Below are 22,118 nucleotides of genomic sequence, written 5' to 3' on the forward strand. Positions count from 1 at the left end.
AGACATTTTTATAATCAAGAATTTCGTTAAATAGTGAATATGAAAGCGAAGAATCGCCAGTTCCGACATCTGCCGGAACTGGCGATTCTTAATTAAGGGCTTATTTTACAGCCCCTTATAGAAATATTTTGCAAGAGTTAAACACAAATATAATAAGCAGTCATGATTCTGCTAAGCATACATCAGTTTCCCCTGAGGCTCCGGAATTTCCCTGCCCATTTCTTTTGCCGTTTCAATCCATTCTTTGATCACGATCTGGGCATTGTACAGTGCATCCTCCTGTGTTTTTCCATCAGCCATACATCCGGGAAGTTCCGGCACTTCGGCTATATAACAATCATCATCTTTACTCCAGTATATAATAATTTCATATTTAAACATTAGCTATACCTCCAACTTATATTTCAGAATCAAGTTTCTAATTTGCTTTACTTGGTAAGGTTTTGCCTTATTTCCTTTTGGCTGTATATTAATAATTTCATTAATTCCGTCTTTATAATATATAAAGTGGTCTCCTTTTATTCTACATCTAAAACCCATAACGTCAAGCACCCTTTGCAAATCTCTAAACTTAATATTGCTGTTTTTTTCAGCACATATTATATCACTAATTATTTTTTCTACTGATGGCATTGTAATACCTCCTTTATTTGATATTACAAAAATAATATATCTGCTGACCTATATATCCGCACATCTATTTTTACCATATTTTTACTATTCTTGTATATACAAAAGAGGAATAACTTACAGATAATACCATAAGTTATCCCCTTCTATAATTTTACTTTCTCTTCCGTCTCCGGCTGCTCTTCCAGAATAAAATACCAGCTGCACCGGCTATACATCCGGACAGCCACGGCACTCTGTTCTCATCCCCGGTCTTTGCCGATGATGCCGTTTCTGTGCCGTTCTTAGTGAGCTCTTTATAATTTCAGCTTTCATCCTTTTTGTTTTTCGTTTTTTTGTCTCCTGATGTTTCCCCCATCTCCTGTACATTTAATTGTTCCGCTGCTTTTTTCCACCTGGCCTTCAATGTCATATCCTGATGTACCGGTGTGCTGAAATCCCATACAGTCTCAATTCCATTTTCATCTGTATAAAACCAGCCCTCAAAAGTATATCCTTTTTTCTGCGGCTCTTTCGGCTTGACTGCCTGTTTACCTCCTTCTACCTTCTGGACATCCGGAGTATAACTTCCTCCCTTTGAATCAAAAGATACCTTATGTTCCCCTGTCAGCGTAACCTTAACCGTTACTTCTGTACCATCCGGCATAGAAAATGTAAGCTCAAAACTGCCTGTTTTTCCTGCTGCTTTCGCTCCATTGATCACATCCAGCTGTTTTTTATTGACAGTGATCTGCGCATCGACCCCATCTTTATCCTTTCCCTTTGCACCGCACAGGTTTATGATCTCATCCTCGGTAAAAGCTTTGCCTCCGGTCGGCTGGACCGTGTCATTTGCTCCGATGGATGCCGAAGGAGCTTCCGGACGGTATTCGGCATTATCACTGCCCTCTTTTCTCAGATATACCGTAACGGTAATCTCTGTCCCCTGGGGTGTCTGAAAAGACAATGGGTAGTCTCCGGTCTTGCCTGATGTCTTAGCTTTATTGATCTTTTCCAACTGTTTAGCATCAGAAAAACTCAGTTCATCTATCGTGTACGGCGTGCCGTCATCTTTGCTTCCTGCCAGGCCAGTGAGAACCTTTATCTGGGCTTCTGTAAAACCTTTTCCCCCTGTGCTGCTGATCACATGATTCGCCATGATCTTGTCCCCGCTCTCTGTCACGTTTGTCACGTCACGCCCTCCGGTCAAAGTGACTGTGATTTCTGCCTTTTTGCCATCCGGAGTTTCAAAGGTAAGTGTAAATGACCCGTTTTTATTGGCTGTCTTGGCATCATTGATCTGATCCAGCTGCTCCTTGGAAAGTTTTATGTCATCAAAAGGTATATTGTTTCCGTCCTTATCTTTCCCTTTCAGCTTACCGAGTTCTTTGACCTCCTGCTCTGTAAAAGCCGGTCCTCCGGATTCTGACTGGAAACTGTTTGCACCGATCACAGAAGACGGATTCTGCACATCCAATTCTGCTGAATCTGTCCCCTCGCTCCGGAGACAAATGGTAACCGTCACTTTCGTGCCGTTTTCTGTGGAAAATGTCAGCGGGTATTCTCCGGTCTTTCCTTCCTTTTTTGCCTGATTGACCGCTTCCAGCTGGCTGGGATCATCAAAGAGGATCTTACTGTCAGGGATTGTAGATCCGTCTGCCTGCTTTCCGGTCACCTTAGTTAAAGCTTTTATCTGTCCCTGGGTAAATTCATCGCCTCCCGTTTTGCTGATCACATGATTGGCTCCCAGCTGCTCTTTTGTATCCTGGTCGATTCCATTGGAATCCCGGTAAGGACCAAAATATACCATTGTGAAAAACTTTTTAACTTTAATCTCTGATTTTTCTGAAAATGGAGTATCATTTGAAAATAAGTAATTATCTTCTGACTCTCCATCCTGAATATAACCCTGATACCTTTCTTTTGGAATAACATTTGCATTCTTTACGTAGTCCAGTCCCAATGCAGCTCCGATTCCGGGCATATCCGTAGACTGGTCACCGACTGCTGTTACCACCGTATCTCCACCGCTGATCTCAAGATCCACAGTCTCTGTGGATTGGGTGTAAGTGCCACAATCTGATGCCCCGATTCCCGGAGCCCGATAACCTCCCCTGGCCATAACAGTTCCCCCGGTAATATAAACTCCCTCAACCTTGCTTCCATAGCCAGAACCAATGCCTGAACCATAAGCAGTTCCTGTGGCAGTAACATTTCCTCCGGATATTCTGATATTCTTTGTATATCCATAGCCGCTGCTGTAATATTCACTGACACAGGCACAGCCGATGCCTGGACAGTGATCTCCGCCGGAAGCCTCTATATTCCCTCCCTCTATGGTAAAGTTAGAGAATCCCATCTCCTCTTTTGTTGTACCCGAACCATAAGTATTTCTTACTGTACTCCCAATAGATCCTGCATGCGTTATTCCAGGGTCCCCTTTGGCCGTTAACGATCCACAGGACAAGTTGCACTTATGCCCCTTTTTGTCCGCCGATTCACACTGTATCGTCAGACTGCCGTCCATGCCGTCTTTTGCCAGCGCGCAGCCCTCTAAACCATTTCCGTTTCCGCCGGAATTACACAAAAGCTGATTTTTCCCTCTAAGTGTTATCGTGACATTCGCATGGGAAACGTTGATGCAGTCCATTTTTTTGGTATCACAAGAGATGTCAACATTGTCTAAAGTAAGATCAACAGTGACATCCTTTTCCACTATTACATTATATTGAGTCGTTGTTCCCGTAATCCAGTATCCCTTCGGGTTCAGGGCTGTCTCATTTTCCGGCAGTCCTCCGCCCTCGGCTCCGTGTTCCGTGATCCGGATATCTCCCTGTCCTACATCGAGAAGGGTCTGTCCGTTCTGAGCAAGCTTCTTTTTCTGTACCGCTTTTTTGACTGGATTTTTCACCGAAACAGTTTCTTTCTCTGTCTCCGTGCTGTCTGTCTCTTCCTTTACTGCTGGCTGTTCTTCCGTATTCTCCGTACTTCCCGGCTGTGTCTGTTCTGGGGTCTCTGTGGTTCCAGAAGTTTCCCCTCCTGTATCTTGTGTTTCACTTTCCGGGGCTATTTCCTGTATTTCACAAATACCCCCCCCCCGGTTTTTCTAGATATTTCCTCTTCATATGCTCTGAGCAGTGTTCCTGCCCCTGTTTCTAAAGCTAAAGTCAAAGAAACAGCCGCCAATCGTTTCATCCATGGTTTCTTCATTCTCTCTCCGTCCTTTCTCATGCCCTTTGCGCGCTTTCCAGGCATATTTTATTTGTTTAACCTTTATAAGAAAATCATATCTCACAGATGGTTAGACAAAGATTTAAAAAGGCAGAACTAAAAACTGCTCTGCCCCTTTTCCACTATATTTATGATAAACCTGCTTTTTTCTTTTTCCACCCAAAGATACAACTGCCTGCTGTACAACCAAGGAGCCAAATCAGTTTCCCGTCCTCTCCTGTCTTTGCTGTATCCGCACCTCTGTTTTTGTCTGTCTCTTTATTTCCCTTAACTTCGCCGTACTTCCACTTGTCCTTATCATGATTCTCTGATCCTGTCCTGTCTTGACTTGCTGTGGAATCCTTTTCCTCCCCTGAAGCAGCTTCGGGAATCTTTTTCCATCTGGCCTTCAGGGTCATACTGCTGTTCACCGGATCTGCAAAATCCCATCTCTTCTGCCCGCCGTCTTCATCCGTATAATACCAGCCTTCAAACACATACCCTTCTTTTTTCGGCTCTCTCGGTTCTGCCGCAGGACTGCCGCCTGCAACAATCTGGTCGTCCGGGTGATAATCTCCTCCGTTTGAATCAAATATTACTGTGTGATTTCCCGTCAAAGTAACGGTTACCTCCGCTTTCGTACCGTCCTCCAGAGAAAAGGTAAGTGGAAAGTCTCCGGTCTTTCCTGCTTTCTTGATCTCATTAATTGTTCCCAGCTGTCCTTTATCCACGATCACTGCTGCATTATTACCGTATTTATTTTTCCCTTTGGCTTTGCAAAGTTTTGTAATTTCCTCCTCACTGAAGCCAATTCCTCCGGTAAGCTGTGCAGTATCATTAGCGCCGAGACTTCCTCGCTGCTCTCCATTTTTTGTCTCATCCGTTCCGCTGTCTCTCAGATACACCCGGATCGTAATTCCTGTCCCGCCCGGCGTCTCTATGGTCAGCGGAAAATCTCCGGTTTTCCCATTAGTCTTGGCTCCATTGATTGCTTTGACCTGTTTCTCATCCGGAATTACTAATTCTGTTCCTGCAATGGCAGAACCGTCTCCATTTAGGGCCGTGGCATCCGAAAGCTTTATCAGCTGTTCTTTTGTAAAGGCTTTTCCCCCGGTCTTTCCAATGATATCCAGTCCTTTGATCTGCTCTCCGGTCGTCTCATTAACTGTGATCTCATCATAAGTTTTCAATACTACTTCCACAGTGGCTTTTTTTCCATCCGGAGAAGTAAAGGTCAGTTCAAAACTTCCGCTTTCTCCTGCTGTCTTGGCATGATTGATCAATTCTAATTGACCGGCATCTGCTGTAAACTCGTCCAACGGATAGGTCGTTCCATCAGAGTTCTTTCCCTGCACCGATGCAAGCTTCCTGACATCCTCCTCACTGAGTGCTTCTCCGCCGGTATCCTGACAAAAATCGTCTGCCCCGATCGTTGGCTCAGGCTGTTCCGGGTCCATCAAAGCGGAATCAGTCCCGTCCGCTTTCAGATATATCGTGACCGTCGTCTCTGTCCCATTTGGTGTTGCAAAGGTCAGAGGAAACTCTCCGGTTTTTCCTGAAGTCTTTGCCGCATTGATCGCCTGGATCTGATCTTCTCTGGTAAAGGTTAAATCTGATGTATTAAAATCGATTCCATTTTCATTTTTCCCTGTTACCTTCGTCAATCCTTTTAACTGTTCTTTCGTAAAACCTTTTCCCCCGGTTTTACTGATCACGTGGTTAGCTCCAATCTGATCCTTCGTATTCTTTTCTATTTCATTGGTATCACGGAACGGTCCGAAATAGACCATCGTGTAAAATTGTCCTACCCGGATATCCGTCTTTTCTTTAAATGGAGTTCCGTCCGCAAATGTATATTCTGTCTCGGAAATACCATCCTGGATATAACCCTGATATCCAAAGTCCGGAGCTGCTGTCACATTGGAGACATAATCATTTCCGCTTGCGGCTCCGATGCCCGGCATCCCGGTTTCTTTGTCACCCACCGCAATGACGACTGTATCCCCTCCGCTGATCTCAATATTTTTTGTTTCTCTGCTTCTTCCATCATTTGACGCTCCAATTCCAGGAGCATGTCCTCCTCCGTAAACTTCTACTCTTCCGCCTGAAATATAGACTCCGCTCGAATTCTCGGAAAGACATGCAGAACCGATGCCTGGAGAATGGATACCTGCCAAGGCTTCAATATTGCCTCCCCGAATTGTGAAATTGGCAAATCCGCTCTCTTTTGCTTTCTGCATATTCCGCAGTGTACTTCCGATTGCTCCCACATGCCATAATTCAGGATTCCCTTTAGCAAGCAGAGAACCGCATGACTTGTCACATTTATGTCCTTTTTCATTTGCGTGTTCACACTGGAGTGTCAGACTACCGTCCATCCCATCCTTTGTCAGAGCATTTCCGGTATTTACAAAGAACCCGGTTACAGATGAACCCGTATTGCATATTAGCTTGTTATCCCCGATCAAGGTCAACGTTATGTCTGCATGAGATACATTGATACAGTCTCTTTTCGTTGTTGTTGTATCTGCCTTACCTATGGTAATACTTACATCCTCCAGAGTAATATCTGTTTTTACCCCTTCTGATACTTCAATGTTATTGGAGGTCGTAGTCCCGGTGATCCAGTATCCCTTCGGATTCAAGCTTGATTCACTTTGCTGAAGTCCGCCTCCCGTCGCTCCACTTAATGTAATACGGACATCTCCCTTGCTCACATCAAGGAAGGTCTGTCCGTTATCTGCCAGCTGCTTTTTAAGATTCCCTTTGGTTTTCTTTTTAGCCGCGGCAGTTTTACCGGAAGCTTGGATTTCCTTCGGTTTTTCCTCTTCTGTACTGCTTTGCTCTGTGGCTGTACCGGCCTCGCTTCCCACTTGCTCTTCCGGGGTCAGCTCCTCAATTCTGGAAATACCCCCCCCCGGATTTTCCAGCCATTTCCTCTCCATGGGCTTTCAGAACAGTTCCTGCTCCGGTCCCTATGGTCACGATCAGAGAAACTGCGGCCAGACATCTTATCCATTGCTTTTTCATTGTTCTCTCCGTCCTTTCTTTTTACGTCCTCAAGTGTACTTTCTTTTGGACATTTCATTTTTCTTTGACTTTATAAGAAATCCGGACATGATAAAAAGTTAGATAGTCTCCTTTCCATCAAACAATTACATTCCTTTTTGCGTAAAAAATATCATATATAATAAATTATAAGAAAAGAGCCGCCGCCCACAAAGTGGAAGCCTTTAGGGTTTTTTACGTCCTATAAAAGGACGCGCCAATCCCGTTTGCCGACAGGGTAGGTATTTTTTATTTATAGAGAAAATTAAAAATCCTCTCTATAAATAAAAAACACTTTGCGAAATGCACACAGATGCATAAGGATACAATTTGCCTTCGGCAAATTGTATGTGGCGCGCAAAGCGGGCAGGCCAACTTTGATTTTTCGCTTTTTATTCCTATCAATGTAGGTCAGCATGCGATCAGGAACGTACCGCCTAAAAATAAAAGGCTTAAAACTTGGTATGTATCCATTTCCATCATCTCCCTTCTCTTTCTTCAATAGAAATTAATTTCTATTCTCCAGTTCCCCAAATCCCACTTAAGCATAATTTCAACAAAATCACTTGTTCTAAAGATTGTGAGATAATAAAATACAATTATAAAGTAATTCAAAAACTTCCGGAAGATGGATTACCTGAAACTATAACATCAAAGTATATAGAAAAGAGGTATGAAATTATGAAGTGGAATGCAGTCATAACAGAAACAGGTTCAGAAGTAATGGGATTATTAAGGGCTTCAAATCAGGTTGATTTCAGACCGAACGATAGACCCACTGATTTAGCAGATTATTCTGTGTCATATGAAGGCCGTCCGTCAGAAGATCTAAAAAAGGGTGACAGGATAGAAATTGGCAGCAGTTCATTCCGTATCGTAGGTCTCGGTGCAAATGTAAACGAAAAATTACAGACACGCGGTACCTGCACGATGAATTTTTCAGAAAAACACACACCGGCAACACCGGATTCTATCATGCTTTCAGGTATTGGATATCCCGAGACATGTATTAAAAACGGAGCAAAAATCAGCGTCAAATAATCAAACTCATTTGTTTGCAGAAATACCCAACGCCTCAGATTCTGATTTCTAAAAAAATTCTATGATAACCTGCGGAGAAAGGAAAGATAGTGAAAGATTATAAAGGAATTGTATTTTTTGATTACGACGGAACATTGATTGATGAAGTGGACGGTATTTTTCAGATGCCCGATTCCACAAAAGAAGCTTTAACAAAGCTGAGAGAAAACGGATACGCTGTCTGTATCTGTACAGGCAGAACAAAGCAATTTTCCGAAGATGTAAAAGAATACTTCAATGGTTATGTAACCGGAGTGGGTGCCTATGTAGAGATTGACGGAGAGGTCATTCAGAGCATAGAGATCACAGAATCTGAAATCGAGAATCTGAGGCAGATTTGTGCACCGAGAAATATCGTGCTTCTGATGGATGGAGAAACACAATCCTATTGCGACGGCATGGAGCAGGAAAGCTATCAGTTTTTTAAATATGTGTTTGATGTCAAAGACCATTGGGTGCTGCCGTGGGATACCAAAGAGAAATGCCGGATTAATAAACTGACCTTTTTTTATGATCATGATGAAGACTATGATTTCCTGAAAGCACACCTTTCCTCCCGGTTTGAATTGGCAAAACATATCCGGTATCATTTTACAGATGCCACACCGGTCGGGGTCGATAAAGGTTCCGGCATCCGTACCATGATGGATGCTTTAGGAATTCCAATTCAATCAACTTACGCATTCGGAGACGGTGATAACGATGTCTCCATGATAAAAACTGTGGGAACGGGAATTGTCATGGGACGTCACTACAAAGGATTGGATCCTTATGCGGCATTTACAACGGATACTGTTGCGGAAAATGGAATCTATAACGGCTGCAAAAAACTCGGTCTTATTTAGCTTTGCGGGGTTCAATCATGAGAAAAATCATAGACGATGAAAGATTAATCTACCAGTGCTGCAGTCTTTACTACGAAGAACATATGGGACAAAGTCAGATTGCAAAACACCTGGGAATTTCAAAATCCTCTGTCTCAAGAATGCTTCAAACCGGACGCGAACTTGAAATAGTGGAAATAAAAGTACGCCATCTGGCACAATATATGTATGAGGATCTGGAAGAAGAATTAAAAAAGAAATATCACTTAAAAGATGTTGTCGTAGCAGAAAGCAGCCCTCTGGATTCCAAGACAGAGCGTATCTCAAAACTGAACGAACGGGCAGCTGACTATCTGAACCGTCTGTTAAAAGACGGCGATTATGTCGGAGTATCTGTGGGATCCAGTATTAGGAATCTGGCAAAAACGAGCCATGAAGCGTTTCATAGAAACTGCACCTTTGTTCCTCTGGTCGGAGGCATCAGCCAGCATACTACCGGGATGGAAGAGGTACAGTCCAATCAGGTGGCGGAAGCTTTGGCCGAAAAATATGGCGGAAACTATGTGTCTTTCTTTTCTCCCGCAGTCTTCTCTAATGAAAATCTGATGAACGAATTTTTAAAAGAGGAAGCGGTACGCTTTATCTTTGATTACTTTGAAAAATTAGATATTGTCATTTCCGGTATGAATATTGCCAGTTCCATGTATGAGACTGTGAAAAAGCTGGGATATGTCTCCGATGATCAGCTGGACAGATTCAAGAAAAACGGTGCCGTCTGCAATCTTATCCTTCGATTCCTTGACCAAAATGGAAATACAGAGCCTTTTGATGAATATAACCGCAAGATTGCAGGAATCTCGGCAGAAGCCTATAAAAATGTAGAACATAAGCTGCTGATCACAGGCGGGGCGGGAAACGCCGCTGCGGTAAAAAGCTGTATCAGGGGAAATTTTGCAAATATCCTGATTATGGATGTGGATTGTGCAAAGGCATTGCTTGTTGATTAAGTTTTATAACATAAAAATACAGGCATTCTTAATCAAAAGAACACCTATATTTTTATCTGCTACAATCTATTCTTCATTCAATAAAACACTGACTCTGTACATTCCCGGAACAGATGCATGTTCATATGCCTTCTGTATATCATCCAGAAGAAACTTCTCCGGTTCCACTAGCTTGGATACATCCACAGCTCCGGTATTTAAAAGTTCGGCCGCCTTGAAAAAGTCTTTCATGTCCGCTCCAAAGGTGCCGATCAATTCCATTCTGCGGTAATGGATCACATTGGAATCCAGTTCGATCTCCGGAGCGGGATAGCCTGCGGCAAACATGAGAATCCGTCCGTCCAGCTCCTTCACAAGCTCTGCTGCCTGGGTGTTTGCCTTTGTGTTTCCCACGGCCACGATCACAGCGTCCGCTCCCTTTTGATCCGTCAGTTCTTTTACCTTTTCCACCGGGTCTTCTTTGCTCACATCGATGACTTCAAATCCCATATCTCTGGCTGCCTGAAGCTTCTTTTCCATCAGTTCCGTCACAATGACCCTGCAATTTTTGGCCTTGGCAGCCTGCGCATTGACGAGCCCCATAGTCCCCGCTCCGATGACAACTACCGTCTCCTGAGGTTCCAGCCGCAGTTTGGAGATTCCTTTGCACACGGTTGCCAGTGGTTCCAGAAAAGCTGCTTCTGAGGGAGGAAGTTCCGGGTTCATTTTCACAAGATTTCTGGCGCTCCTCACATTGTAATCTGCAAATCCGAAATTTCCCCTGTATCCGTCTTCCGTCAGGTTTTTGTAATCCGCGCTGGTACACTGGCCCTCATGGCCCCTCCGGCAGGCCTCGCATTTCCCGCATGAGTTATATGCGACAGCCACATGATCTCCCGGTTTTAAATCCTTCACACCGCTTCCAACCGCCTCGACGATACCGGAGCCTTCATGGCCCCCGGCCATTGGATAGCCCTGATGTTCCCTGAGTCCCAGCCATTGCCCGTAGTCTGTGGTACAAATGTTGCAGACCAGCTGTTTTACGAGCACATCATCAGGACCCATATCCGGGATCTTCCTCACTCCTGTCAGGGCGCATCCTTTTTCTTTTAAATACGCAAACTTCATCTGTTCTATACTCATTGATATCCTCCTTTACAGCCGGTCCGTTCCTCCGAATAATTCTACATAATGTTTCAGCGCCGTCTTCCAGCCCTTTGTCCCTTCCACGATGGCATCGTACAGGTTAGCATTCAAATTTCCAAACTCTCCCTTTTCAGCATCCTTCGGTATGTGGTCAAAGTTCACTCCGAGATAAGATTTCAGGGAAACGACTCCCTCCGCACTCAAATCTGTAAACAGATTGACTTTCTGGATTCCTGTCTCTACTGCTTTTTTCAAATTCTCATCTCCGGTGCCGGAACCGCCGTGAAGCACTAATGGAATCTCAATGCTCTCACTCAGCTCTTTCAAGAGCTCAAATTCCAGATGCGGAGTCCCTTTATATACTCCATGAGAAGTCCCCACAGCCACAGCCAGGCAGTCAACTCCTGTCTCTTCAATAAAACTTAATGCTTCTTTTTTGTCTGTAAGCCCGGAGTCTCTGGTTGATTCATATTCAAATCCCTGTCCCACATGCCCAAGTTCCGCTTCCACAGAGACACCCACCGCATGGGCTGCCTTGACGATTTCTTTTACTTCCCGTACATTCTCATCGTAAGGAAGTTCGGAGCGGTCTACCATAACGGAACTAAATCCGCTTCGGATGGCGAGCATGATCTCCTCATACGCCCCGCCGTGGTCCAGATTCAGCGCCACGCACGCCTCCGGGTATCTTCTCTCATAAAATCTGCTGATATAAGCCAGTTCCTCAATCCCATGGCATCCGGCGCCGTCTAGAATAACCGGCGCTTTGAATTCTGCGGAAGTCTGAAATGCAGCTTCTATTGTCTTATCGTTAAATACATTGGGCGCAGCCACGCCGTAATGTTCCTGTTTTGCTTTCTTTAAAATATCCGCCATTGAAATGATCATGTTTTATCTCCTCCTAATTTAAAATAATCCGATTGCTGAACCAAGCAGACACAATCCAAGAAGAGCAAATACCACTCTTCCGAATTTCTGTCCTTTTTTCCTAAAGAATATGTAGATCCCTACGATTAAAAGCAGCGGAAGCAGTCCCGGCAGAATACTGTCTAAAATGGCCTGTACCGTGGTCGTGGAACCTCCCATGGCAAACTTGATCGGAATTTCCAATTTTACTGTACTGGCTGACAACGCTCCCATCATAAACAGTCCGAGAATACTGGAACCTGTGATCAGCTGTTTGATCCATCCGGACTCCAGCAGCATGGATACCGCGTTTCTTCCGAGTTTATATCCAAGGTTGGTCAGGTAAAATCCTTCCATAAACGGGATGACTGCAAACATGAAACATATGAAAAATCCTGCAATTCCTCCTTTTGCACTGAAGCCTGCTGCCAGGGAAAAGATCAGCGGCTTCCATGTTCCCCAGTCAATGGTATCGCCGATGCCGGCCAAAGGCCCCATCAGCCCTGTCTTGATACCTGTGATGGCCTCGTCTGCCACTTCGCTGCCCTTTGCCTTCTGCTCCTCCATAGCAATGGAGATTCCCAGCAGCGGAGAACCCCAGATACCCTGGGTATTAAAGAAGTTCAGGTGCCGCTGAAGAGCTTTCACATAATCTTCTTTTTTGTCATAGAGTTTCTTTAAGATTCCTGAGATTGAATAGCAGAACGCCACGGTCTGCATACGTTCATAGGAATTGGACACTTCCACAGTATTGTACCAGCGCAGATACGCTTTCCTTATATCCTTTTTGGTGATTTCTTTGTTTTCCATAGGTACCTCCTCCCTATTCGTCATCGTCGTCACAGATCTGAAGTTTCTTCACCCGCTGCATGATCTCTTCCTGTCCGTCGTTCTTCATAAATAAAATAACCAGCGCAATACAGATTCCAAAAACCGCGGCTGCCATCGTGTTGATCTTTAAATACTGAACTGCAAAGTATCCCATGAAGTAGAACGGAAGCAGGGATCTCTGCCCGATGACGAACAAAATGATCGCAAAACCAAGGGCAGGCAGCACGCCTCCTGTTACTGAGATACCGTGGATGATCCACTGAGGCATGGCATTCAGGAATTTCTCCACAACGTCCGCTCCGAAATAGTTGGCGATGAACACTGGCGGGAATCTCATCAGGAATCCCACTGCCATCGGATAAATAACAGCACACCGGAACAGTCCTTTTTCATCCCCTGCCAGGGCATATTTATCGGCGACATGGGCCCACCGTGCATTGACGGTTCTTCTTAACTGGTCCAGGAAAACTCCCAGAACCCCAAACGGCACGGCCAATACTACCGCAGTAGCCGGATCAGCGCCGATTTTCATGGCGATGGGTATAGCGATCACACCCGCCAGACATTCATCCGCCGGAACATTTGCTCCCGGGGAGATGATTCCTACATATACAAGTTCAATGGCGGCACCGATCATCATGGCCTGAGGCACATCTCCCATCAGCAGGCCGATAGGAAGTGCCATAACCAAAGGCTGTTTCAGCACATAATGAAAGGTATAGCCCGGTGCTCCTCCCGCAAACCAAAACCATATACCCACAAAAACGGCAATTACAAAATTCATATCTTTCCCTCCTAACTTTCTCTGTATTTTTTCTCAATCTCGGCAAACGGCATTTTCACTTCCTCCGGCACGATATGGACCGCAACTTCCACCCCGCTCTGATCAAATTCCCGGAGCAGAGAGATATCTTCTTCTCCCAGCGAAACCGCTCTCAGGATCACCTTTTTATCCGATGCCTTGGGCAGTCCGCCCAGCTGGACATATTCCATCGGCACACCCTGTTTGTACAGTTCCAGACATGTTTTAATGTCCTTAAACAGAAGCATCACTTCTCCATCTTTATACTGGTTCTTTTCCCAGAGCCTTACGGCTTTCGGGATGTCATAGATTTTTACTTTTACATCTTTAGGCGCGGACGCCTCATAGATGTGGATCATAAAATCATCTTTTGCCAGTTCATTGTCTACGATAATAATTTTTGTCACCTTATGTATCTTGCGCCATTTGGTGATTACTTGTCCGTGGATCAGTCTGCTGTCAATCCTTACCAATGATATCTTCGCCATATGCTATCCCTCCTATTTTGATTTTTCATAGATTGCCATGCAGTCCTCTTTCCTAAGTGTTACAAAGCCTCCCACCGGACCGTATTTCGTGCAGTTCTCTGCCATTTCTTCGATTCTGTCACCGTCGATTCCTGCTTCTTCCAATGTTACCGGCATACCCACAGACCGGAAAAAATCCCGTGTCCTTCTGATGCCTTCCAGAGCCGTCTTTTCAGGATGATCCATGTTGTTTTCCACGTTCCAGACATTCACCGCATATTTCACAAAACGGGTCACATCTGTCTTGTACACATACTCCATCCAGTTCGGGATGATGATGGATAAGGTAGCTCCGTGTGTCAGACCATAGAAAGCCGTAATTTCGTGTCCAAGCATATGGCTGCCCCAGTCCTCGCTTCTTCCCACTCCCAAAATCCCGTTGTGGGCAATGGTCCCGGTCCACATGATTTCTGCCCGGCCCGCATATTCCTGAGGGTGGCTAAGCACTTCCGGGAGACAGCCGATCACTGTCTTCATCGTGGCCTCGCAAAGCCTGTCTGTGAAACCGCAGTCCGGCTCCAGTGTAAAGTACCGCTCTGCCACGTGTGAGAAAATATCCACCCCTCCTGCCGCTGTCTGGTAAGCCGGCAGAGAATAGGTAAGTTCCGGATTCATGATGGCAAACACCGGTTTAATGTTGTCTCCGGATGCGGCCCTCTTGGAATGTCCTCCCTCAGAGTTCGTGACAACCGTTGTATTGCTGGCCTCGCTTCCTGTCGCTGGGATCGTGAGGATCACTCCGACAGGCAGTGCCTCTTCAATCTGTGCTTTTCCCACAAAGAAATCCCACACGTCCCCCGGATAAGAAACTCCCATGGCAATGGCCTTTGCGGAATCAATAACGCTCCCTCCGCCTGCCGCCAGGATAAAGTCCAGTTTCTCTTCCCTGCAAAGCCTGATGCCCTCTCTCACCATTTCCACATCCGGATTGGCTTTCACGCCGCCCAGTTCCACGTATTCAATCTCATTTGCCTTCAAAGAACGGATGATCCTGTCATACAGGCCATTTTTTTTGATATGTCCTCCTCCATAGTGAAGCAGGATCCTTTTGCCGTACTTTTTAATTTCTTCCCCCACGCTGTTCTCTGTGTCTTTTCCGAAGATAAAATCCGTCGGACAGATAAATCTGAAGTTCTGCATGATATTCTTTTCTTCCTCCTTATTCCTCTAAGTCTCTGTTCTTTTCCCTGCCCCAGGAAAGCACCTCTTTTGCAAGTTTCTTCCCGCTCAGTTCTTCCCTGAGTTCTTCGGCCGCTATGAGCATTTCCATTCCCAGACCGCAGAGGGCATGTACATTTTCATAGGTCTTGCTGAAAACAGCCGCCACGTTAGAAGTTGTTCCCCCATTTAAGTCCGAGATCAGCAGGATATCCTGCCCTTTGCTCTTTTCAATCACCACCCTGATCTTTTCCATGTAGTCAGCCAGCGCATCCTCCGGTTCCAGGGCAAATGCCTCTGCATCGCGGATCTCTCCCACGACCAGTTCCGCCGACTTTATCAATTCTTCACCCCAGCACCCGTGGGTCAAAAGCAATAGTTTTGTCATACTTCACCTCGAATCATCTCTCTTGTCAGACTGACAGGTTCACTGTCCGGGACCATCTGAACAAATATTTTCGTTCCCTGGTCCAGCAGCCGCATCATCTCTTCCCCCTCCTTTTCTCCGATAAAAACATTGTCACAAATTTTTTTCTTCCCCCTCATATAAGGGAGCCGGCCAATGTTGACGGATTCTGTCAAAATTCCCGCATCGGCCAGTCTGCACACTGTCTCCAGTTCTTTGATCAGTATAAAAATGTCTTCTGTATCCTCTCTGATCTTCGTCCGTCCTTCAATTACCGTCAAAAATTCCGCTTTCACATTCCCCGGCACCGACATCTTCAGCACACTTTGGATCACAGGATCTGCTGCCACCTGGTTGTCCACGATAAAAAGCCTCTCACATCCTGTCTTCTTTAGCCATTTCAGCAGAACCTGCCCATGGATCAGCCTCTCATCCACCCGAAAATATTTCATATCGATCACAGCTTCCTTTCTATCATCCGATGAGCTGTTTCACATTGACAATACCTGTCTTACCAGCTTCCATAGCTACTTTTGGCATGCTGCGGAGGGTGCCGTCTTCCCGTTCTTCCAGGACTGAGATAAGCATAGGAAGATTTAATCCTGTGACACACTCAAGGCCTTCCTGCTTCAAACAGGACGCCGTCACGTTACACGGACTGCCTCCGAGCAAGTCCACCAATACAAGGACTCCTTCGCCGTCGTCCAGCTCTTTTGCTCTTTCTTTCACCTGTCGCGTCAATTCCTCCACATCATCCCCATGATTCAGCGTGAGCGCTTCAAGCTTTTCCTGCCTGCCAAAGACAAGCTCCATGCTCTTGATAATCGCCTCGCTGAAGTTTCCATGGGTTACCAATAGTACTCCAATCATAAGTTCACCTCCGTTTCGTGTTTGTCATTTATATATAGAGCAAAAACCATGCCAACTTAGTGTGTTATGACATTTTCACCAGTTCTGCGGCTTGCATTCGAACTGATGAAAATGGACGTAATATCTGCCAGGGAGGGTGTTCTTTATTTTTATTTGTGGTCTTTTTAATAAAAATAAATTCTCTAATTATACGACAAAGGACCGGAACACTGCTGCATGTTCCGGCCCTTTGTTCTGCCTGTCTTCTTTTCTTATTTAAATATCTTGATGGCCTCATGGATTTTTGTAAAATCTATCTCACAGAGTCCCTGAAAGATCCCCATCGGAACTGTTTCATCAAATCCATAGATGCTCAGGTCTGCGTCCTGTTTTAAATCGTAAACCAGTATCCTTTTTTTATCCGGATCTATGATCCAATACTCTCTCACTCCGGCCTCTGTGTATTTTCCTAACTTGATCGTCAGATCCTTCTTTTTTGTTGACTCCGACAATATCTCGGCGACGAAGTCCGGTGCTCCTAAAATTCTGCCCTCTCTGAACTTATCGCGGCTGCATACGATCATAATGTCCGGCTGTACGACTGTCTTGTCATCACAATCCAGCTGTACGTCAAGGGGTGCCTGGAGGGGGATACAGTCTCCTCCCTGCCTGTCAATAAAATCATATATTCTGCGGTACAGCTGTCCGGCGATCATCTGGTGGACATAGGTCGGAGCTCCCATGTCGTAGATAATCCCGTCAATCAGTTCGATCCTTCTGTCCGCAGAAATAGCATCATAATCTGAAATGGTGCAGTTTTCCGCAGTACTGCCCGAAATATAATCTGCCGATTCTCCCAGTTCTGCTTCGGATTCCCTGTTAAGGACTTTTTCCAGCGCTCTCAGTGTCTCATATCTGGGAGATTTTGTGACTCCCCCGAAGATTTTCTGCACTGTGCCTACAGGTACTCCCGACAATACTGAAATCTGCTCGTAAGAATACCCTAATTCTATTTTCCTTTGTTTCATTTCTTCCATCGTCATAGAACCCCTCCTTCAATGCCGCATACACCACACTTAAATTATAACCGCTTTATATCCGTAAAACAACCGCTTTTTCTCCATATTTATGCCATTAAAAAGTCTGATTATTCTTGTTTTTATCTGTCATTAGGAGTAAAATATAGTTATCAACTCATATTAAGAACGGACTATAAAGACATTGGAAAGGAGGATTTTGTCGATCGTATCCATACAATTTTATACCCCAAAAAGGAGGGACTGCGATGGAACTTCAGAAACTGCATTATGATGTGGCAGACGGAATTGCGACTATAACAATGGACTATCCGAAAAACTTAAATGCCATCGACGAACAGATGGCAGATGAACTGATTTATGCCGTAGAAAAGGCTGAGTCAGATCCGGATGCCAGGGTTGTGGTATTAAAGGGCGCACCGAAAGCATTTTCGGCCGGCGGTGATATCGGCTATTTTTATGACCTGATCAAAAGCGGCGGCGACATCAATATGGACGGACTCATCGGCAAAGTTGGAAAGGTTACAAATGGCCTGAAATCCATGAGTAAGATGGTCATTGTAGCAGTCAGCGGCGCTGCGGCAGGTGCAGGTTTCAGTCTTGCTCTTTCCGGCGATTTCATCATTGCGGCAGACAACGCAAAGTTTATTATGGCATTTGTAAACATCGGGCTCGTTCCGGATACCGGCGGTGCTTATCTTCTTGCAAAAGAGATCGGCGAAAAAAAGACGATGGAACTGTGTGCCACCGGACGTCCTGTAGATGCCCAGGAGGCCAAAGACCTTGGTTTTGTTTATAAAGTCACTGCAAAAGAAGATCTGGATGCGGAAGTTTACAAATTTGCCAAAAGATTAGCATCCGGACCACAGGTATCCTATAAAAATATCAAGAAACAGATCTATGCTGCGGCATTCTCTGATTACGAACGCTATCTGGATGATGTGGAAATCCCAACGCAGCATGAGTGTTCCAATACAGAAGACTTCAAAGAAGGCTGTTCTGCATTCATGGAAAAACGGAAACCTGAGTTCCAGGGAAAATAGGCAGCACACTGAAAGGAGGTAACGATATTGATCTCAAAAGTAGTGTCTAAAGAAGAAGCAATCGCAAAATTCCATGACGGCCAGACGATCATGTTTGGCGACTGGCATGGAGAGCACTCTGCAGAAGAGCTGATTACCGGAATGCTGGAAAAAGGGGTAAAAGACATTTCCGCTATCGCTGTATCCGGCGGTATGCCTGACCAGGGACTCGGAAGGCTGATCCACGAAAAGCTGGTAAAGGATCTGATTACAACCCACATCGGTCTGAATCCGGAAGCCCGTGATCAAATGTTTGCGGGTGAGTTAAATGTAGAATTTGTTCCACAGGGTACTTTTGCAGAACGCATCCGCTGCGGCGGAGCAGGTCTGGGCGGCTGCCTTACTCCCACAGGCGTGGGAACAGATATCGAGAAAGGAAAACAGAAACTGACCATTGATGGGAAAGAATATCTCCTGGAGCTTCCGCTCCACGCAGATGTTGCTCTGATCAAGGCATGGAAAGCCGATACGATCGGAAATATCGCTTTCCGATACACCGGAAGAGCCACTAACAGCTACATGGCTTTTGCAGCAGATATCGTCATTGTCGAGGTTGAAGAATTGGTTGAAGTAGGAGAATTAGGTCCTGATGATATTGATGTGCCTGCTCCAATCATCGATATGGTTTACGTAAGAACCGGCGAAAAGAAACCTTTCTGTCCGATGTGGCAGCGTGCGAGAGCAAAAGCAGAAGGAGGTGGAAAGTAATGGCAGGACTTACTGGACGTGCACTGATCGCATCCCGTTGTGCGAGATTTTTTAAAGACGGAGATTTTGTTAATTTAGGAATCGGGGTTCCCATGATGTGTGTCAACTATCTGCCGGAGGGTGTAGAACTTTGGCTGGAGGCCGAGATCGGCATTGTCGGCTGCGGTTCCACACCAAAGTGGGAGGATGCAGATCCGGATATTATTGATGCGGGAGGCCAGCCTGCTTCCATCATCAAAGGAGGCAGTATTTGTGACCACACGACTTCTTTTGCTTTCATCCGCGGCGGCCATGTTGACGCAACCGTACTCGGAACGCTGCAGGTAGATCAGGAAGGAAATATAGCCAACTGGACCATTCCCGGCAAACTTGCCCCGGGCATGGGCGGCGCAATGGATCTCTGCGCCGGTGTAAAAAAGATTATTGTTGCTACTGATCACTGTGAAAAGAGCGGCGCTTCTAAGATCCTAAAAAAGTGCACTCTTCCTCTGACCGGAGCTAAATGTGTCACTGACATCGTAACCGAACGGTGTTATTTTGAGGTGACGGACGAGGGGCTGGTCCTCAGAGAATTAGCTCCCGGCTATACGGTGGAAGACATTCTCGCCTGCACAGAGGCTGATGTGATCGTGCCTGATGAAGTGGGAGTTATGGAATAATGGCAATTTCTACATAATTTCCGTTCGGCACTTATAATGCCTCACTCCAATCATGCAGAAAATGGACGTAATATCTGCTGGATAAGCACCTATCAAACAAATGCGCGGCATAAACGGCAGTAATAAATTTTTATTTTGGAAACAGGCAGCAAAATTCTAAAAATTTGCTGCCTGTTATTTATAATTCTATTCCCTGCTTCTCTTTATTACCTGAATGCCCACCAATGAAATTCCAAGAATCAGAATCAAGAATTGTATATCTGCCGAATCTCCGGTCTTTGCCATAGGCTCTGTCTTCTTTCTTACTCTTTTTTGATACTCCCATTTAGGTGCCTGTTTCTTTACTGTCCTGTCTTCGTTTTCTTCTGTCTCAAACCCATTCTCCGCAGTTGTCCCAGATTCCTCCGATGTTGATTCTGTTCTCTTAGGCTCTTCTTTCCATTTTGCTTTCAGCGTCATATTTTCATACACCGGATCTCCAAAGTTCCATTCTGTTTCGTTTCCATCCTTGTCTGTATAATACCAGCCTTCTAATACATAACCCGCTTTTACCGGATCTTCAGGTTTTTGTACCTTCTTTCCGCTGTCCGCGGTCTGCATTTGGGGCGGTTCGCTGCCTCCATCTGTGTCAAAGGATACTTCCACTGTTCCAGTAAGCAAGATTTCCACTGTCACTTTTTCCCCTTCCGGTGTCTCATAGGTCAATAGAAATTTCCCTGTATTCTTTGATGTTTTTGCCTGGTTGATGGCTTTCAGCTGTTCTTCGTCTATCTTAAAATCTTCCAGCTTTAAATTATTCCCATCCTTGTCTTTGCCCTTTACACCGCACAGCTCTTTTATTTCTTCTACTCCGAAACCTTCTCCTCCGGTCTCTTTTTCCACATTATTAGCCCCTACCATGCCGGATGCAGTTCCGCTGTCCGGAGCCGTCACATCCGTTCCATTTCCTCTCAAAGAGACTGTAATGACTACCTGAGTGCCCTGTTCTGTTGCGATTGTCAGAGGATAGTCACCAATCTCTCCGTTTTTCTTGGCCTCATTGATGACATTGATCTGATCCCTGTCGGGCAGTGTAAAATCTTCCAGATCAAATGGAATGCCGTCCTTGTCTTTCCCGTTTGCTTTCGTCAGTTCTTTGATTTGTTCGTCAGTAAACCCTTCACCGCCGGTTTTGCTGATCACATGGTTCGCACCCAGCTGTTCTCTGCTGTCCAGATCAATTTTATTTTCATCCCGGAATGGACCAAAGTAAACCATCGTAAAATATTTATCTACCTTAATATCCTGCTGCTCCTGAAATGGGGATTCCTCTGTAAAATCATACTCTGTTCTCAGAAGTCCCGTCCTGGATGTAGCCCTGATAGCCAGAGTCCGGGACTGCGCATATGTTTGTCGCAGTACCTGGTGTCTTCGTACCGTATTTACCGCATCCGATTCCCGGCATAGATGTATTCTTGTCACCGACAGCTTTGACCAGCGTGCTGCCTCCGCTGATAACGATGTTGGAAACATTGAAGCCCTCCGGTGTTTTCTCCCATTCTGACTCCGTCGTCTCAGCACCACCGGACCCGATACCGGGAGAATATTTCCCTCCGGACGCATAAACTGTTCCTCCCGTAATATAGATTCCGTCTACCGGAGTTACCTTTCCTCCTCCGATGCCTGCGCAGAGGGTTCCCCCTTTCGCAGTGATGATACCTCCCTCTATGCGAATATTTTCTGCATATTGTTTTGTATCGGTTCCCCCATTGGCATAACTTCCGCAGGCTGCGCCGATGGCACAGTTATGTTCTCCTGCCTGTGCATTAACAATACCGCCTTTGATGGTCAGATTGGAAAATCCGGATTCTTCCTTTACTGTTCTGTTTGCAATGATATTTCCGATGGCCGTTGTATGCATTTTGGTTCCTTTTGCCTCCAAAGAACCACAGGTGTCTTTATCGCACTGATGCCCCTTCTCTCCTGCATGTTCACACTGAATGATAAGCTCAGTTTTATCCATGCCTTCTTTCACTAAGGCTCCATAGTTCTGTACACCACAAGAAAGCATGTTGTTCCCCACCAATGTAATTGTCACATTGGCATGTGAAACGTCCATGCAGTTTTTGCTTCCGCTGTTGCTGGTGACACTGACATTGTCCAATGTAATATCTGTCGTGACTCCTGCTTCGACTTTTATATAATATGAAGTGGTTTTTCCGATAATCCGGTAGCCCAGAGGGTTTAAAGATGTCTCACTGCTTGTACCCC

24 protein-coding genes and 1 pseudogene are annotated in these 22,118 nt (G+C 45.4%); 6 read left to right on the top strand and 19 right to left on the bottom strand.

The window, feature by feature from the left end:
• Positions 1–171: 171 nt before the first annotated feature.
• The 7 genes from QVP35_RS11720 to QVP35_RS16645 all read right to left on the bottom strand — a co-directional run bounded on the left by QVP35_RS11720 (position 172) and on the right by QVP35_RS16645 (position 7,350).
• Entirely contained in the window at positions 172–381 is a 210-nt protein-coding gene (locus QVP35_RS11720) for a type II toxin-antitoxin system HicB family antitoxin (protein WP_006568715.1), read from the bottom strand.
• Positions 382–384: 3 nt separating this feature from the next.
• Positions 385–633 (bottom strand): type II toxin-antitoxin system HicA family toxin, encoded by a 249-nt coding sequence (locus tag QVP35_RS11725; RefSeq protein ID WP_006568716.1) that lies wholly within the window; start codon positions 631–633, stop codon positions 385–387.
• Between the two features lie 301 nt (positions 634–934).
• On the bottom strand, positions 935–3,520 hold the full coding sequence (locus tag QVP35_RS11730) for an InlB B-repeat-containing protein (RefSeq protein WP_006568717.1): 2,586 nt from the start codon (positions 3,518–3,520) through the stop codon (positions 935–937).
• A gap of 155 nt (positions 3,521–3,675) precedes the next feature.
• Positions 3,676–3,819: a hypothetical protein gene (locus QVP35_RS11735; RefSeq protein WP_227032275.1), complete on the bottom strand. Its 144-nt coding sequence runs from the start codon at positions 3,817–3,819 to the stop codon at positions 3,676–3,678.
• 149 nt (positions 3,820–3,968) lie between these two features.
• Positions 3,969–6,764, bottom strand: coding sequence for an InlB B-repeat-containing protein (locus QVP35_RS11740; protein ID WP_022261180.1), 2,796 nt, complete (start codon positions 6,762–6,764; stop codon positions 3,969–3,971).
• Entirely contained in the window at positions 6,715–6,849 is a 135-nt protein-coding gene (locus tag QVP35_RS11745; RefSeq protein ID WP_022261181.1) for a hypothetical protein, read from the bottom strand. The genes QVP35_RS11740 and QVP35_RS11745 overlap by 50 nt, the downstream gene beginning before the upstream one ends.
• Positions 6,850–7,278: 429 nt before the next feature.
• Positions 7,279–7,350 carry a putative holin-like toxin gene (locus QVP35_RS16645; protein ID WP_429757425.1) on the bottom strand — a complete coding sequence of 24 codons (72 nt, stop codon included), beginning with the start codon at positions 7,348–7,350 and terminating at the stop codon, positions 7,279–7,281.
• Between QVP35_RS16645 and QVP35_RS11750 the strand changes: the two genes are divergently transcribed.
• From QVP35_RS11750 to QVP35_RS11760, 3 genes are all read left to right on the top strand, one after another.
• Complete coding sequence (locus QVP35_RS11750) at positions 7,327–7,908, top strand: PTS glucitol/sorbitol transporter subunit IIA (protein ID WP_147342243.1); 582 nt, start codon at positions 7,327–7,329, stop codon at positions 7,906–7,908. The two genes, QVP35_RS16645 and QVP35_RS11750, sit on opposite strands and share 24 nt — an antisense overlap.
• An 89-nt stretch (positions 7,909–7,997) precedes the next feature.
• Entirely contained in the window at positions 7,998–8,792 is a 795-nt protein-coding gene (locus QVP35_RS11755) for an HAD-IIB family hydrolase (protein ID WP_006568722.1), read from the top strand.
• A 17-nt stretch (positions 8,793–8,809) separates the two neighbouring features.
• The gene (locus QVP35_RS11760) at positions 8,810–9,778 is read left to right on the top strand and encodes a sugar-binding transcriptional regulator (protein ID WP_006568723.1); all 969 of its coding nucleotides are present in this window, start codon (positions 8,810–8,812) and stop codon (positions 9,776–9,778) included.
• A gap of 66 nt (positions 9,779–9,844) precedes the next feature.
• Here QVP35_RS11760 and QVP35_RS11765 read toward each other — a convergent pair whose 3' ends face one another.
• The 10 genes from QVP35_RS11765 to QVP35_RS11810 form a co-directional block, all read right to left on the bottom strand.
• On the bottom strand, positions 9,845–10,900 hold the full coding sequence (locus tag QVP35_RS11765; RefSeq protein ID WP_006568724.1) for a zinc-dependent alcohol dehydrogenase: 1,056 nt from the start codon (positions 10,898–10,900) through the stop codon (positions 9,845–9,847).
• 12 nt (positions 10,901–10,912) lie between these two features.
• On the bottom strand, positions 10,913–11,791 hold the full coding sequence (locus QVP35_RS11770; RefSeq protein ID WP_006568725.1) for a class II fructose-bisphosphate aldolase: 879 nt from the start codon (positions 11,789–11,791) through the stop codon (positions 10,913–10,915).
• Between the two features lie 18 nt (positions 11,792–11,809).
• The gene (locus tag QVP35_RS11775; RefSeq protein ID WP_022261182.1) at positions 11,810–12,619 is read right to left on the bottom strand and encodes a PTS system mannose/fructose/sorbose family transporter subunit IID; all 810 of its coding nucleotides are present in this window, start codon (positions 12,617–12,619) and stop codon (positions 11,810–11,812) included.
• 13 nt (positions 12,620–12,632) lie between these two features.
• The gene (locus tag QVP35_RS11780; protein ID WP_006568727.1) at positions 12,633–13,424 is read right to left on the bottom strand and encodes a PTS mannose/fructose/sorbose/N-acetylgalactosamine transporter subunit IIC; all 792 of its coding nucleotides are present in this window, start codon (positions 13,422–13,424) and stop codon (positions 12,633–12,635) included.
• 11 nt (positions 13,425–13,435) lie between these two features.
• Positions 13,436–13,930, bottom strand: coding sequence for a PTS sugar transporter subunit IIB (locus QVP35_RS11785; protein ID WP_006568728.1), 495 nt, complete (start codon positions 13,928–13,930; stop codon positions 13,436–13,438).
• 12 nt (positions 13,931–13,942) lie between these two features.
• Positions 13,943–15,109 (bottom strand): iron-containing alcohol dehydrogenase, encoded by a 1,167-nt coding sequence (locus tag QVP35_RS11790; RefSeq protein ID WP_006568729.1) that lies wholly within the window; start codon positions 15,107–15,109, stop codon positions 13,943–13,945.
• A gap of 19 nt (positions 15,110–15,128) precedes the next feature.
• Complete coding sequence (locus QVP35_RS11795) at positions 15,129–15,515, bottom strand: PTS sugar transporter subunit IIA (RefSeq protein WP_006568730.1); 387 nt, start codon at positions 15,513–15,515, stop codon at positions 15,129–15,131.
• Positions 15,512–15,985, bottom strand: a complete 474-nt coding sequence (locus QVP35_RS11800) for a PTS sugar transporter subunit IIB (protein WP_006568731.1) — start codon at positions 15,983–15,985, stop codon at positions 15,512–15,514. The genes QVP35_RS11795 and QVP35_RS11800 overlap by 4 nt, the downstream gene beginning before the upstream one ends.
• Positions 15,986–16,007: 22 nt before the next feature.
• Positions 16,008–16,403, bottom strand: a complete 396-nt coding sequence (locus QVP35_RS11805; protein WP_006568732.1) for a PTS sugar transporter subunit IIA — start codon at positions 16,401–16,403, stop codon at positions 16,008–16,010.
• Between the two features lie 251 nt (positions 16,404–16,654).
• Positions 16,655–17,425 carry a Uma2 family endonuclease gene (locus QVP35_RS11810; protein ID WP_006568734.1) on the bottom strand — a complete coding sequence of 257 codons (771 nt, stop codon included), beginning with the start codon at positions 17,423–17,425 and terminating at the stop codon, positions 16,655–16,657.
• Positions 17,426–17,667: 242 nt separating this feature from the next.
• Here QVP35_RS11810 and QVP35_RS11815 point away from each other — a divergent pair, with 242 nt between their 5' ends.
• From QVP35_RS11815 to QVP35_RS11825, 3 genes are read left to right on the top strand one after another with little or no spacing between them, the layout of a single operon-like run.
• Positions 17,668–18,462, top strand: coding sequence for an enoyl-CoA hydratase/isomerase family protein (locus QVP35_RS11815; protein ID WP_006568735.1), 795 nt, complete (start codon positions 17,668–17,670; stop codon positions 18,460–18,462).
• Between the two features lie 27 nt (positions 18,463–18,489).
• Entirely contained in the window at positions 18,490–19,209 is a 720-nt protein-coding gene (locus tag QVP35_RS11820; protein WP_009289219.1) for a 3-oxoacid CoA-transferase subunit A, read from the top strand.
• Positions 19,209–19,868, top strand: a complete 660-nt coding sequence (locus QVP35_RS11825; protein WP_006568737.1) for a CoA transferase subunit B — start codon at positions 19,209–19,211, stop codon at positions 19,866–19,868. Before QVP35_RS11820 ends, QVP35_RS11825 begins: the two co-directional genes overlap by 1 nt.
• Positions 19,869–20,054: 186 nt before the next feature.
• Here the strand turns inward: QVP35_RS11825 and QVP35_RS16510 are convergent, their stop codons facing one another.
• Together QVP35_RS16510 and QVP35_RS11835 are read right to left on the bottom strand one after the other, a co-directional pair.
• Entirely contained in the window at positions 20,055–21,125 is a 1,071-nt protein-coding gene (locus QVP35_RS16510) for an InlB B-repeat-containing protein (protein WP_006568738.1), read from the bottom strand.
• A gap of 61 nt (positions 21,126–21,186) precedes the next feature.
• Positions 21,187–22,118: pseudogene (locus QVP35_RS11835) on the bottom strand (hypothetical protein); the annotation flags it as partial.

It is taken from the genome of Anaerostipes sp. CAG:276 (assembly GCF_000432215.1).
Taxonomy (GTDB): Bacteria; Bacillota; Clostridia; order Lachnospirales; family Lachnospiraceae; genus Anaerostipes; species Anaerostipes caccae.

Bases quoted from the DNA above. Each gene is read 5' to 3' on its own strand.
- QVP35_RS11720 (WP_006568715.1), bottom strand. From the start codon at position 381: ATGTTTAAATATGAAATTATTATATACTGGAGTAAAGATGATGATTGT.
- QVP35_RS11725 (WP_006568716.1), bottom strand. From the start codon at position 633: ATGCCATCAGTAGAAAAAATAATTAGTGATATAATATGTGCTGAAAAA.
- QVP35_RS11735 (WP_227032275.1), bottom strand. From the start codon at position 3,819: ATGAAGAAACCATGGATGAAACGATTGGCGGCTGTTTCTTTGACTTTA.
- QVP35_RS11740 (WP_022261180.1), bottom strand. From the start codon at position 6,764: ATGGAGAGGAAATGGCTGGAAAATCCGGGGGGGGGTATTTCCAGAATT.
- QVP35_RS11745 (WP_022261181.1), bottom strand. From the start codon at position 6,849: ATGAAAAAGCAATGGATAAGATGTCTGGCCGCAGTTTCTCTGATCGTG.
- QVP35_RS11760 (WP_006568723.1), top strand. From the start codon at position 8,810: ATGAGAAAAATCATAGACGATGAAAGATTAATCTACCAGTGCTGCAGT.
- QVP35_RS11765 (WP_006568724.1), bottom strand. From the start codon at position 10,900: ATGAGTATAGAACAGATGAAGTTTGCGTATTTAAAAGAAAAAGGATGC.
- QVP35_RS11770 (WP_006568725.1), bottom strand. From the start codon at position 11,791: ATGATCATTTCAATGGCGGATATTTTAAAGAAAGCAAAACAGGAACAT.
- QVP35_RS11775 (WP_022261182.1), bottom strand. From the start codon at position 12,619: ATGGAAAACAAAGAAATCACCAAAAAGGATATAAGGAAAGCGTATCTG.
- QVP35_RS11780 (WP_006568727.1), bottom strand. From the start codon at position 13,424: ATGAATTTTGTAATTGCCGTTTTTGTGGGTATATGGTTTTGGTTTGCG.
- QVP35_RS11785 (WP_006568728.1), bottom strand. From the start codon at position 13,930: ATGGCGAAGATATCATTGGTAAGGATTGACAGCAGACTGATCCACGGA.
- QVP35_RS11790 (WP_006568729.1), bottom strand. From the start codon at position 15,109: ATGCAGAACTTCAGATTTATCTGTCCGACGGATTTTATCTTCGGAAAA.
- QVP35_RS11795 (WP_006568730.1), bottom strand. From the start codon at position 15,515: ATGACAAAACTATTGCTTTTGACCCACGGGTGCTGGGGTGAAGAATTG.
- QVP35_RS11800 (WP_006568731.1), bottom strand. From the start codon at position 15,985: ATGAAATATTTTCGGGTGGATGAGAGGCTGATCCATGGGCAGGTTCTG.
- QVP35_RS11805 (WP_006568732.1), bottom strand. From the start codon at position 16,403: ATGATTGGAGTACTATTGGTAACCCATGGAAACTTCAGCGAGGCGATT.
- QVP35_RS11810 (WP_006568734.1), bottom strand. From the start codon at position 17,425: ATGACGATGGAAGAAATGAAACAAAGGAAAATAGAATTAGGGTATTCT.
- QVP35_RS11815 (WP_006568735.1), top strand. From the start codon at position 17,668: ATGGAACTTCAGAAACTGCATTATGATGTGGCAGACGGAATTGCGACT.
- QVP35_RS11825 (WP_006568737.1), top strand. From the start codon at position 19,209: ATGGCAGGACTTACTGGACGTGCACTGATCGCATCCCGTTGTGCGAGA.
- QVP35_RS16510 (WP_006568738.1), bottom strand. From the start codon at position 21,125: ATGGTTTACTTTGGTCCATTCCGGGATGAAAATAAAATTGATCTGGAC.